This is a genomic window from Flavobacterium johnsoniae UW101, assembly GCF_000016645.1.
Taxonomy (GTDB): Bacteria; Bacteroidota; Bacteroidia; order Flavobacteriales; family Flavobacteriaceae; genus Flavobacterium; species Flavobacterium johnsoniae.
Window position 1 is genome coordinate 3,483,576 of the sequence record NC_009441.1, and the last position, 13,448, is coordinate 3,497,023.

The following is a 13,448-nucleotide window of genomic DNA, read 5'->3' on the forward strand; positions in this document are numbered from 1 at the left end:
TACACATGAGTTTATCAACTACAAGTATAAGAAGACCTGTTTTAACCATCGTACTGAATTTATTAATTATTTTATTCGGTTTTATTGGTTACACTTTTCTCGGCGTACGAGAATTTCCTTCGATCGATCCGGCACAGGTTTCAATTAGAACCAATTATACCGGAGCAAATGCTGATATTATTGAGTCACAAATTACAGAACCTCTTGAAAAAGCAGTAAATGCAATTGACGGAATTCGAAATATAACTTCTTCAAGTAATCAGGGAAGCAGTAACATTACTATCGAGTTTAATCTTGATAAAGATTTAGAAGAAGCCGCAAATGACGTGCGTGACAAAGTTTCGCAGGCAATTAGAAGCTTACCGCAGGATATTGATGCTCCTCCGGTTGTTTCAAAAGCTGATGCTGATAGTGATGCCATTATTTCGATGACGGTTCAAAGTGACACACGAAGTTCATTAGAATTAAGTGATTATGCAGAAAACGTTATTTCACAGCGATTAGAAACAATTCCAGGAGTCAGTGCGGTTCAAATCTGGGGACAAAAACGTTATGCAATGCGTTTATGGATTGATCCAGCAAAACTTTCTGCTTATGGCTGTACCGTAGCTGACGTTCGTACGGCATTAAATTCCCAAAATGTTGAATTACCTTCTGGAAAGTTAACCGGAAACAACACTGAATTAACCGTAAAAACTGTTGGAAATCTTTCTAAACCAGAAGAATTCAATAATATTATTATTCGTACTGACGGTGATAAAATTGTTCGTTTAAGCGATATTGGAGGTGCTGAATTAGGACCGGAAAATTTAGAAACCAAACTAAGTCAGTCAGGACTTCCATTAATTGGTCTTGCTATTGTACCAATGCCGGGAGCCAATTATTTAGATATTTCAAAAGAATTCTACAAAAAGTACGAAACTTTAAAGAAAGATCTTCCTAAAGATATCAAACTAAATATTGCACTTGATAATACCATTTTCGTAAAAAAATCTGTACTTGAAGTTGCTGAAACTTTGGGAATTTCTATCGTTCTGGTTATTATTATTATTTATTTGTTCTTTAGAGACTGGGCAATTGCTTTCAGGCCTTTAATTGATATTCCGGTTTCGTTAATTGCTACTTTCTTTATTATGTGGCTTTTTGGATTCTCTATCAACGTATTAACCTTATTAGCTATCGTATTGGCAACCGGTCTGGTTGTAGATGATGGAATTGTAGTTACAGAAAATATCTTTAAAAAGGTCGAAGAAGGAATGTCGCCTATTGAAGCCGCAATTAAGGGTTCAAACGAGATTTTTTATGCTGTAATTTCGATATCTGTAACTCTCGCTGCAGTATTTTTACCAGTAATCTTCCTTGAAGGTTTCGTTGGACGACTCTTTAGGGAATTTGGGGTTGTAATTGGTGCAGCCGTATTAATATCCGCCTTTGTATCCTTGACTTTAACGCCAATGCTGAATGCGTATTTGATGAAAGGCGGCGAACAAAAAAAATCTAAATTCTATATTAAAACCGAACCGTTTTTTGAAAAAATGAACAGCAGTTATGCCGAGGCATTAACGAAATTCATGGATCGAAAATGGATTAGTTTTCCAATCTTAATTGCTTGTTTTGGATTGATTTATTTATTTTTTACTATTCTTCCAAAAGAAACCGCGCCTTATGATGACCGAAGCTCTGTAACCATGCGTATGACAACTCCTGAGGGGTCTTCATACGAGTATACAGATCGTTTTATGCAGGAAATTTCAAGATTAATTGATGATTCTATTCCGGAGAAAAAAGTGAGTCTGGTGATTACTTCTCCAGGATTCAGTTCAAACTCTGTAAACAGCGGATTGGTTAGACTTACATTAAAAGATGTTGATGAAAGAGAAAAATCGCAAAAAGAAATTGCTGATAAATTAACCAAATGGACTAAGCAATATCCAAATGCTAAAACTTCTGTAACACAACAGCCAACAATTGCAGTTAACAGACGAGGCGGTTTGCCAATTCAATATATTATACAGGCCCCAAATTTTGATAAATTAAGAGAGAAAATCCCTGTTTTTATGAATGAAGTTGGTAAAAGTGATGTGTTTTCTACTACTGATGTTAACTTAAAATTCAATAAACCAGAGATCAACGTAACTATTGACAGAGCAAAAGCCGAAAGTTTAGGAATTTCTATTCTTGACATTGCACAGACATTACAGCTTTCCCTAAGCGGACAGCGTTTTGGATATTTCATTAAAAACGGAAAACAATATCAGGTTATTGGGCAGTTTGACCAAAAAGACAGATCGAAGCCGTTAGATTTGACTTCGATGTTTGTGAAAAACAAAAATGGTGAATTGATTCAAATGGATAACGTAGTTAAAGTTTATGAGCAGAGTAATCCGCCTCAATTATACCACAACAACCGTTATATGTCGGCTACTGTTTCTGCAGGTCTGGCTCCAGGAAAAAGCTTAGGAGAAGGAATTCAGGAAATGGACCGAATTAAAGCTAAAGTTCTGGATGAAAGTTTCACAACCGATTTAGCGGGAGAATCACGAGATTTCGTAGAAAGCAGCTCGAATACATCTTTCGCCTTTGGATTAGCTTTATTATTAATCTTCCTGATTCTTGCAGCACAATTTGAGAGTTTTATCGATCCGTTTATTATCATTTTAACAGTGCCAATGGCCGTTGCAGGTGCTTTATTTTCATTATGGCTGTTCAATCAAACCTGGAATATTTTCAGTCAGATTGGTACTGTAATGCTTATTGGTCTGGTAACCAAAAACGGTATTTTAATTGTTGAATTTGCCAATCAGTTACGCGAACAGGGAAAACCAAAAATGGAAGCTATTCTTGAAGCATCTGAAGCGCGTTTACGTCCAATTTTAATGACCAGTTTAGCCATTGCATTAGGAGCACTTCCAATTGCTATGTCGCTTGGAGCAGCTTCAACCAGTAGAATTGGTATGGGAGTTGTAATTGTTGGAGGAACTATTTTCTCTCTTGCATTAACACTTTTTGTTATTCCGGCGATTTACTTTATGTGGTCTAAAGCAAGAAAACATTATCCTGAATTTGATCGTATCGACGAATACGAAAAAGAAAGTATCAAATAATTGTCCAAAAAATCACGAATTTTACTCTAAAATTCGTGATTTTCAAGTCAAAGAAAACAAATATGAATATTAAAAAACTATACAGCACTTTACTAATTATTCTTTTGTGTGTTTTTAAAACAAATGCACAAGAAGTTTTAACTATTGAAGATGCCATGAAAATCGCTTTAGAGAACAATTTTGAGATCAAAATTGCTAAAAACAACTCTACAATAAGCGAAACCAATGTTACTGTTGGAAATGCCGGAATGCTGCCTACAGCAACTGCTTCTGTTACAGACAACAATAGTGTAACAAATTCATCTCAAACGCGTCAGGATGGAACTTCGACATCTTTAAACAATGCCAAAAACAATAGTTTAAATTATGGAGTAAGTCTTGGGTGGACTATTTTTGACGGATTAAAAATGTTTGCCAGATTAGATCAGTTAAAAGAGCTACAAAAATTAGGTGATTCTGAATTAAAAAGAATCATATTGGTTAAAATTGGTCAGGTAAATTCAGCTTATTACGATTTAGTACAGCAGCAACAGCAATTAGCGGCTTTAGACACAACAATTGTAATTTCTAAACAAAGATTAGAATTAGCTCAAAATCGTTTTACAATTGGAAAAGCTTCAAAATTAGAAGTTTTAAATGCTCAGGTTGATTTAAATTCAGATCAGGTTGCATTATTAAGACAAAAAGAATCCTATGCAAATTCTAAAATATTGTTGAATCAATATCTGGCTCGTGATCCAAAGATTCATTTTAAGGTGACTGATGAGGTTAATGTAGACAATAAACTTGTTTTAGCAGATTTGATGGATCTTGCACAAAAACAAAACCCGGCATTAGAATCACAGATAATAAGCAAAAGAATTGCCGAACTGCAGCTTAAACAAGTAAAAGCAGACCGTTATCCTACTTTAAGATTAACTTCTGGTTATAATTTTGCCGAGAGCCAGTCTAGTTTAGGTTTTACCAGCGAAACATCTTCCAGAGGTTTTAATTATGGTTTTAATGCGAGCATGAACATTTTTGATGGATTTAATCAGCATAGAAATGAAAAAGTTGCTAAACTTCAAATTGAAAACTCAAAAATTGCTGTTGAACAACAAACTTCAATATTAAATACACAATTAAGTACTGCTTTTCAAACCTATTTAACCAATTTAGAGTTAATAGATCTGGAAGAAAATAACGAAGCAATCGCTAAGCAAAACTTAGAAATTACTTTAGATAAATTTAGAATAGGAACAATTACAACTATCGATTTTAGAACGGCACAACTCAATTATGTGAATGCAAAAGTACGCTACAGCAACGCACAATACGAAGCAAAGCTATCTGAAATTGCATTAAAAGAATTGGCAGGAAATATTAATTTTTAAACTAAATTTGTTCAAAACAAACTTAGATGATTTCATATAATACCAAAGACTGGTTTACATTTATATTCCATTTTCACAAGTCAGATACCGTTAGAAAATTATTTCCCATAATGATTGCCATCGGGATTTACTCTGCCTTAGTAGGATATCTTGAAATTCATTATTTTAAAGTTAATAAAAACGATTATATTCACAACATTCCCATTATGCACGGAATGCTGGGTTTTGTAATTTCGTTATTGCTTGTATTTAGAACCAATACGGCCTATGACCGCTGGTGGGAAGGCCGTAAACTTTGGGGAGGTCTTGTAAACAGCAGCCGAAATCTTGCTATTAAACTTTCGGCAGTTTTAAAAGATGAAAACGACAGAAACTTTTTCAGAAAATATATTCCATTATACGCTGATATCCTGCATAAACATTTAAAAGATGCCGATACCAGCAAACAGCTTTTTGAAGATGTTGAATTAGAAATTGATCAGCATAAGCATAAACCCAATCAGCTCAAAAGAATAATGTATCATAAAATCAACGATTTGTATGATGCTAAAAAAATATCCGGCGATCAGCTTATTACTTTAAACGAAGAATTAACTGCTTTTACAGATATATGCGGTGCCTGCGAGCGCATCAAAAATACGCCTATTCCCTACTCTTACAGTGCTTTTATTAAAAAGTTTATCTTCTTTTATACCATGACACTTCCTTTTGGATATTCTGTAAGTTTAGGATATTTAGTGGCACCGGTTGTTGTTTTTATATTTTATGTTTTAGCAAGTTTGGAACTTATTGCAGAAGAAATCGAAGATCCTTTTGGAGATGACGAAAATGATCTTCCAACCAAAAAGATTTCTGAAAACATTAAAAAACACATCGAAGAGCTGATTTAATAAAACGTTAAATCATAATTTTCTAAACATATTTTTATTAAATTTAGAGTTTCCACTTTAAATTTAACGGCAATGCATAATCAACGTGTTTTAATAAATCCGCCTCATTTATCAAATGAAAAATCATTAAAAACACTTGTTGAAAACAGGAGCGTTTATACGCTTAATCAATGCGAATTAAATCTTTTTGAGACTTACGAATCGTCTAATCTTGTACCGCTTAAATTCAATGATTTTGTGGTAACTAGTATGCTTCGCGGTAAAAAAATCATGCATCTTTTTGATGAACCCGCTTTTGATTACCTTCCGGGAGAAACTGTAGTTGTTCCATCCAATATCGAAATGAAAATCGATTTTCCAGAAGCATCCAGAGAAAATCCCACTCAATGTCTCGCTTTAGCTATTGATAATACTAAAATTAATGAAACTTTAAACTTCTTAAACGAGCGTTATCCAAAAGAAGGAACTGATGCCTTCTGGCAGTTAAACTATCAGAATTATTTCTTTTATAATAATGTTGATCTTGCCGCAACGATCAACAAACTTATAAAAGAATGTATGAGTACATCGATAACAAAAGATGCTCTTGCCGATTTAACTTTACAGGAATTATTAATTAGAATTATCCAGACACAAACTGCAAAATCTATTGACGAAGGCATTGTAATTCAGTCCAATAATCCAATTTATGAAGTAACAGAATTTATAAGGCTCAATTTAAAAGAAAATATAAATCTAAAAATCCTAAGCGAAAAAGCCTGTATGAGTACTACATCATTCTATCGCTTTTTCAAAAGAGAATTAGGCATGAGCCCGATTGAATATATTTTAAATGAAAAAATAAAGCATGCCAAAAAACTGCTTAGAAATCCTGGAATTCAAATAAACGAGGTTTGTTATTTATCTGGTTTTGAAGATGCGAATTATTTCATACGATTATTTAAAAAACACGAAGGAATTACACCGAAACAATATCAGTTACTCTATGTTAATTAAGGTACTGAGATTCTAAGGTACTAAGGTTCTGAGCTTTTTTCTGCTGATTGTGTCATTTTGAACATAAAAAATAAAACCTTAGTAGCTTAGTACCTTAGAACCTCAGTACCTTACCAACTAAAAAAAAATCCACAAATTTGACAAACTCAAATTTGTGGATTTTTTCGGTTTAGATAGTTTTAATTTAGCTTTTTATCCAATTAATTACTTCTGGCTCTGTTACTAGAGTTCTAGGTTTGATTACTTTAACCAATTCACCTTTTTCATTAATCAGGTATTTTTGAAAATTCCATTCAACTTCAGAATCCTGTAAACCGTTTTTAGATTTTTGAGTCAGGAATTTGTAAACATCGCACATATCATCTCCTTTTACAGAAACTTTGTTCATCATAGGAAAAGTTACACCGTAATTCTGCTGGCAGAAAGTTTCAATTTCTTTGTTTGTTCCAGGCTCTTGCGATGCGAAGTTGTTTGCAGGAAAACCAACAATTACAAATCCTTTATCTTTGTATTCTTTATAAACAGCTTCAAGATCTTTGTATTGAGGCGTTAAACCGCATTTTGATGCTGTATTTACAATTAAGATTTTTTTGCCTTTTAAAGACGCAAAATCAAAAGTGTCTCCTGATAAATCTTCTACTTTAAACTGGTAAATTGTTTCTTTTGCCATAGCCTTATCTGATTTAGATAATTTATTCTTGCTTGTTTGAGCCTCAGCTTGTGCACTTATAAAAAAAATGGCACTGCAAGCTATAAATAGTATTTTTTTCATTGTATAATTTTTTATAAAATTAATTAAAAAGTATTTCAGGCGTATGATTTTGAAGTCTTTATTTTTATTAATAATAAGTTAAATAAAAATTGAAGCCTGGCGTTAATCAGACGCCAGGCTTCCCCCCATACAAACAAATCAAACCATGAATTAATGATTGTTACCTTTATATATTGTAAATTATAGTTGATGCCCCGGTTATATTGAAAATCATTTTCTTTTATTTAAATCACACTTATTCAATTTATTTATGGCGTGTATGTGTGGAAAATTTCTTCTTTGGAAAATGTGTAATTTATTATAATTTTCAGTTGGAAGTCCGAGGACATCAACTATTCAATATCTTTTTCTAAAATTTCAAATGCAATGCAACCTTCTTTGTGATTTCGTTTTTAAAATCACTATTGCTAAAATTAATTAATGATAAAACGGCTGTTAAACCAACAATTAATATTTTCAAATTTTCTATCCTGATCATAAATACTTTTTTAAGAAATTCGAGAACGTTTTAATTATCATTTTCATTTCTAAGGTTATATACGTAAGAGGTTTGCTTTTGGATTTAAAAAAAGTAAAAAAAATTGCACTTTTTTTTACTTTTTTTTCTCAAGCCTTAATTTTCCTAAGTTTTTGGCTACTAAAAAAATAGTATTTTTCACAAAAAAATGAATTATCTTTATCTCAGGTTATAAAAATATGTTCGATAAATTTTTGTTTAAGCTTTAAATCCAAATCTATGAGTCAAGAAGAATTGTTAGTATTAATTTACAAAAAAGACGAAAGAGCTTTTACCCATTTGTACGATATGTACTCTAAAAGTTTATTCTCAGTTATTAATGTTCTAATAAAAAATCGTGAAGAAGCCGAAGATGTTTTGCAGGAAGTTTTTGTAAAAATCTGGAAAAACATCGATTCATATAATGAAAGCAAGGGCCGATTTTACACCTGGATCCTTAATATAGCTAGGAATACGTCTATTGACAAGCTGAGATCTAAAAATTTTAATAACAGCCAAAAAAACCTTTCCTCAGATAATTTCGTAAATCTGTTAGATGACAGTAATAAATTAACTAATCGAATTGATACAATTGGTATTCAGGAGTTCGTAAAAAAACTGAAACCAAAATGTATCGAAATAATTGATTTGTTATTTTTTAAAGGATATACTCAGCAAGAAGCTTCAGAAGAATTGGCACTGCCACTGGGAACTATCAAAACTCAAAACAGAAACTGTATTAACGATTTAAGAAATTATCTAAAAATATAATGGAAGCACAAGAATATATTGAATCAGGAATTCTAGAACTTTATGTTTACGGTTTATTAACCGAAAAGGAGAATCTGGAAATAGCCGAACTGGCTAAGAATAATAAAGATGTAGATCAGGAAATTATTGCGATAGAAAAAGCCATTGTAGCTTTATCATCCAGCTTTGCTCCTTTCCACTCTGTTGAAAATTTTGAAAAAATTAAAGCGCGTTTAGAACTTAAACATGGCAAAGTAGTTGAGTTGAAACCAACGTCAAACTGGACACAATATGTGGGCTGGGCAGCTGCGGTGTTATTACTGTTAGGTTTTGGATACCAGACTTTAGAACTGACAAAAACAAAACAAGCTATTTCTACAGTTGGAAGTGAGAAAAATAAAATTCAAAGAGAATACGCGTTCTTAGATCAGCAGAATAAGCAGACTGAGAAAAACCTAAGTATCGTTAGAGATATTAAAAATACTGGCGTAACACTTGGTGGTCAGGCGGTTTCTCCAACATCTTTTGCAAAAGTGTACTGGAACAAGCAGACAAAAACAACTTATATTGATGCTGCGGGTTTACCAACACCGCCAAAAGGAATGGTTTATCAGGTTTGGTCTTTAAAGCTTAGTCCGGTTCTTACGCCAACAAGTATTGGTTTATTGGATAATTTTGAAGGAAATTCTCAAAAAATCTTTGCTGTAAGCCAGACAGATTCTGCAGAAGCTTTCGGGATTACTTTAGAACCTGCAGGCGGAAGTCCAACGCCTACAATGGAACAATTATACACTTTAGGAAAAGTTTAAAAACGAACTTAATTATAAAATTTAAGCGCATATTAATTAATTTTAATATGTGCTTTTTTTATAAACCAAAAATCATAATTATGAACGGAACTTTACTTTTAAGAATAGCCAAGGCCATTATTCTGTTACCCATTAAATTCCATTTGCTTTCTAAAAAATTGCACTAAATAATCTTCCATCTCTCTTTTACATTCCGGCCAGTTTTGCTGCCATACTATTAATTTTCCCAGCATATCTATATCCCAGCATTCTGGATTAATAAACTTAAATAAAGCTTTTCCTTTTTCAGTAAAATCATAATGTTTGTTATCTTCTGTACCATTTCCATTATCTTCTATTAATCCGGCGTCAATTAAGTTTTGAACTATAGTATCTGAATAAAAACTTGAGGCTTCTGGATATAAACCTGTACCTTTCCAATAGTATATCATATCAAACATATCATCGAAGCTGAAATCAGATTTATTTTTTAGTGCGTAGAAAATCTGAAAAACATATTTGGTAAAAACAAAATCACTATTCAAAATGCCGGCTTTTTGTAAAGCTGGTTTAAATAGAACACAAGAGTTAAAATTAAAATTATATTCAAAAAAGCGTTTGGCAGTATAAAATCTTACACTATCCTGAAAAAAATCATCAGTTACAGCGACCGGATTTTTCATAGAAAGCTTAATTTTTTCTCTATCAAAACTTTCAGCACTGCAATATAAACAAGGTTTATCTGCTTTACCAAGAGTTTGGTTTATAAGTATTTCAAATGCAATTGCATCAACTTGACACAAATATGGAGACATGAAAATAATCTTTTCTGCTGATTTAAGAATCGCTGTATTGCTGTAATCTGTTTTTACAACTTCCATATTTTCAAGATGCCATACATATCCAATATCTTCTTTATAATTTTTCCATGAAGGTTCAGTAATATAAGGAAAGTCTAAAAGATCAGTATTAGCAGGATAATTAAACTTATATAAAACCTGTCCAGAATAATTTTCTAAAAAATATATGGAATGCGAAGGCCAGATTTTTTCAACTTCATTTTTAAAAAAATTAAAAAATTTTTCACCTTCAACTACAATTACTAAAATAGGTTTTTGAGTATTCATTGATAAACTTACATTGGTTTAATACTTTGCAAAAGTAAACAAAATATAAGTTTTTTCCTTCTTTATATTAAACCTATTGGATAAAATAGGGTACATTCCCTTTAAATCCTTTTTGAAGTACTTCGTTTGGTGATGATAAGAATTGATTCGTTTTCCAATTTAATGATCCTAAAAATTGATTTAATAATTTTATTGATTCTGTATTATTATAAATGAATGAAGTTTCGAAAAAAAAATCACGAGGAATCGATTTTTCTTCATAGGAATCATAAAACATATCACCACCTTTTAAAGTTATATCTGCATAATATTGCAAAGGAAAAGTTTCAAGAAGTTTGTAAATTGATTCGGATAACCATTTATTAAATATTCGTTTATGCGGAATTAAATTTTGTGTAAAAACTATTAAGTTTATTAAGCACTTAGTTGTAAAAGAAGGCATGTACTTTTTATCTGTATACTGTTCTAATAAAAAACTCAAGATAGCTAGATTTACTTCTATTGGAGTTTTTGAATTTTCAATTTCTGGTGCATAGTGAAAGTAAAAACTTTTTAAATATACTGGATCAATTACACTGGCCCATAATGCATTAATAACTGGAACAAAAATTTCTGATCTTTTATCTGAATTAAGATACCAATAATTCCATTCACTTAATGAAGCAGCTAATGAAATACAGCCTTTATAACTAATTTTTGAAATTTGTTCTTCTAAGTAGCAATTTGTTACAAGTAAATGGATATATCTATTAAAATTTTCTTCATTCCAATCAATATCTAATCTATCTATTCTAGCTTCTCTGATTATTTCTGGTATAATAAGATTCATTTTTAATAATTAAAAAATTTTTCACCTTGAACTACAATTACTAAAATAGGTTTTTGAGTATTCATTGATAAACTTACATTGGTTTAATACTTTGCAAAAGTAAATAAAATATAAGTTTTTTCCTTCTTTTTAAAAAGTTTTAAATTAAAATTATACGATTAACTTCAACTTATCATATAACGCTTTTTGTCCGTTTGCTGTTATCGATACAGCTCTGGAATTATCTATTCTTCTGATCCAGTCCATCTCAAACATTTTGTTTAAAAGTGCTGCCGCCAATGAACCCGATAAATGATGTTTTCGTTCACTCCAATCAAGACAGGGCTTTGCGAAAATTCTTTTTTGTTTTTTTAATGCTTCAAGATCTATTCCCAGATTGTTGAAAAAATTTTTCCCTTCTTCTGTCACTAAAAAAGCCTTATTATCTAATACAATATATTTTTTATCTATTAATTTCGCTGTAATTTCTACACCAATTTTTCCTGCTAAATGGTCATAACAGGTTCTGCAATATTTAATTCCAGAATTATTATCCGTCACATTTTTTTGTCTTTCTTTGGGAACTAAATTTGCAATTCCTTCAATGACACCAGCAATTTCGGGATTTAATAACTTGTAGTATTTGTGTCTTCCCTGGCTTTCAACAGTCAGTAAGTCAGCATTTACTAGTTTAGATAAATGAATGCTGATATTTTGCGGTGATGTTTCAACAACATTAGCAAGTTCAATTGCCGTATACGCCCTATTATCTAATAGTGTCCATAAAATTACTGATCTCACCGGGTCACCTATTATTGTACTTATTCTGCTAATTTCATTATTCATACCCTGCAATCATAGTTAAGTTTCTATTTAACTGTCAAAGTTATTCCAATTTTATTTTTGTAAAAAAAATACAATGAAAAAAAATACTATTCTGCATGTGTTTATGTTTTTAACTTCATTAATAAATGCTCAAAACAACACTAAAATTTTAAATTCAAAAAACTCAGATTCAATGGAAATTTTAAAAATTCAAAGCCATATTCCCGAACTCAAAATTGCAATTAACCATATAATTCCACAAAAGACTTCTAATGATTATCCTGTTCTTTTTCTTCATGGATCATCATTTCCTGCTGAACTTTCATTTGGTTTTAAAATGAATAATTCTTCCTGGATGCAAAATTTATCTGAAAATGGATATAATGTTTATGCATTAGATTTTTTAGGTTATGGAAATTCTGACCGATATCCAGAAATGAAAAGTCCGTCAAACAAGATTGTTGGAAGAGCTGCTGAAGTTTCTTTGGACGTAGAAAAAGCAGTAGATTTTATTTTAAAAGAAACTGGTAAATCTAAGATTTACTTAATTGGCCATTCTTGGGGAGGTTCTGTTGCTGCTTTATACGCATCTAAAATTCCTGATAACGTAGAAAAATTAGTTCTGTTTGCTGCAATAACAGCTAGAAATGAAAATACAGAATTTGAAAAAATATCAAATTCATTCGAAGAAATGACTCCGCAACAGCGTATAAGTGCTATGAAGAGTTTAACACCAGTAAACAGAGAATGTCAATTAGAACCGGAAATATTTGAATCTTGGGGAGAAATTTGGAAAAAAAGCGATCCTTTGACTTTGAAATCTGAAAATGTGACTGTTCGATTCCCTTCTGGGCCTTCAGCTGACGTTCAGGATTTATTACATAACAACTCATATTATGATCCAAAAAAAATCACTGTAAAAACAATGATTATAAGAGGTGAATGGGATAAATACCCTGATAATAATGATGCTGAAGGCTTGTTTGTTTCATTGGAAAATGCGGCATCTAAAAAATATGTTGTTATTCAAAAAGGAACACATGTTATGCATTTAGAAAAAAGCAGAAATGATTTGTACAACGAAACTTTAAGTTTCCTAAAAGACAATAAAAATACTTTGGAGGATAAAGAACACGATATTGCTGTAATTTTTGAGGTCATTCCAAATACTGCTTACAAACAAAACTATCTTGATATTGCATTAAGTCTTAAACCTGAATTAGAAAAAATAGAAGGCTTTATTTCTATCGAAAGATTTCAAAGTATTTCTAATCCCGAAAAAATACTATCATTGTCTTTTTGGAAAAATGAAAAAGCTATTGAAAAATGGCGCAATCTGGAAAGTCATAGAAATGCACAATCAAATGGCAGAGATTTTATATTTAAAGACTATCATCTGCGAATAGCTAATGTGGTGAGAGACTATGGAATGTTTGACCGCAACGAAACTCCTAATGATAGTAAAAGAGTAAATAAGTAAAATAAAAAAAGGTTCAACTTAATTGTTGAACCTTTTTTA

At 31.5% G+C, this 13,448-nt stretch carries 11 protein-coding genes; 7 read left to right on the forward strand and 4 right to left on the reverse strand.

The features are described from left to right. Positions 1-5 precede the first annotated feature (5 nt). The 4 genes from FJOH_RS15245 (at position 6) to FJOH_RS15260 (ending at position 6,363) form a co-directional block, all read left to right on the forward strand. The gene (locus FJOH_RS15245) at positions 6-3,104 is read left to right on the forward strand and encodes an efflux RND transporter permease subunit (RefSeq protein ID WP_012024999.1); all 3,099 of its coding nucleotides are present in this window, start codon (positions 6-8) and stop codon (positions 3,102-3,104) included. Between the two features lie 62 nt (positions 3,105-3,166). After that, positions 3,167-4,477, forward strand: coding sequence for a TolC family protein (locus tag FJOH_RS15250; RefSeq protein ID WP_012025000.1), 1,311 nt, complete (start codon positions 3,167-3,169; stop codon positions 4,475-4,477). Between the two features lie 26 nt (positions 4,478-4,503). Next, a complete protein-coding gene (locus FJOH_RS15255) occupies positions 4,504-5,367 on the forward strand; it encodes a bestrophin family protein (RefSeq protein WP_012025001.1) in 864 nt (287 codons plus the stop codon). 72 nt (positions 5,368-5,439) lie between these two features. Next, the gene (locus tag FJOH_RS15260) at positions 5,440-6,363 is read left to right on the forward strand and encodes an AraC family transcriptional regulator (RefSeq protein ID WP_012025002.1); all 924 of its coding nucleotides are present in this window, start codon (positions 5,440-5,442) and stop codon (positions 6,361-6,363) included. Positions 6,364-6,547: 184 nt separating this feature from the next. Here the strand turns inward: FJOH_RS15260 and FJOH_RS15265 are convergent, their stop codons facing one another. Beyond that, positions 6,548-7,135 (reverse strand): glutathione peroxidase, encoded by a 588-nt coding sequence (locus FJOH_RS15265; RefSeq protein ID WP_012025003.1) that lies wholly within the window; start codon positions 7,133-7,135, stop codon positions 6,548-6,550. Positions 7,136-7,871: 736 nt separating this feature from the next. On the opposite strand from FJOH_RS15265, the gene FJOH_RS15270 reads away from it, so the two are divergent. Continuing rightward, positions 7,872-8,402, forward strand: a complete 531-nt coding sequence (locus FJOH_RS15270; protein ID WP_012025004.1) for an RNA polymerase sigma factor — start codon at positions 7,872-7,874, stop codon at positions 8,400-8,402. After that, the gene (locus FJOH_RS15275) at positions 8,402-9,190 is read left to right on the forward strand and encodes an anti-sigma factor (RefSeq protein ID WP_012025005.1); all 789 of its coding nucleotides are present in this window, start codon (positions 8,402-8,404) and stop codon (positions 9,188-9,190) included. Before FJOH_RS15270 ends, FJOH_RS15275 begins: the two co-directional genes overlap by 1 nt. 125 nt (positions 9,191-9,315) lie before the next feature. On the opposite strand, the gene FJOH_RS15280 is transcribed toward FJOH_RS15275, so the two are convergent. The 3 genes from FJOH_RS15280 to FJOH_RS15290 form a co-directional block, all read right to left on the reverse strand. Beyond that, complete coding sequence (locus FJOH_RS15280) at positions 9,316-10,296, reverse strand: hypothetical protein (RefSeq protein ID WP_012025006.1); 981 nt, start codon at positions 10,294-10,296, stop codon at positions 9,316-9,318. Between the two features lie 73 nt (positions 10,297-10,369). Next, positions 10,370-11,125: a hypothetical protein gene (locus tag FJOH_RS15285; protein ID WP_012025007.1), complete on the reverse strand. Its 756-nt coding sequence runs from the start codon at positions 11,123-11,125 to the stop codon at positions 10,370-10,372. Positions 11,126-11,275: 150 nt separating this feature from the next. Further along, positions 11,276-11,950, reverse strand: a complete 675-nt coding sequence (locus FJOH_RS15290; protein ID WP_012025008.1) for an ArsR/SmtB family transcription factor — start codon at positions 11,948-11,950, stop codon at positions 11,276-11,278. A gap of 73 nt (positions 11,951-12,023) precedes the next feature. On the opposite strand from FJOH_RS15290, the gene FJOH_RS26570 reads away from it, so the two are divergent. Next, positions 12,024-13,409, forward strand: coding sequence for an alpha/beta fold hydrolase (locus tag FJOH_RS26570; protein ID WP_012025009.1), 1,386 nt, complete (start codon positions 12,024-12,026; stop codon positions 13,407-13,409). The last annotated feature ends 39 nt before the right edge of the window (positions 13,410-13,448 follow it).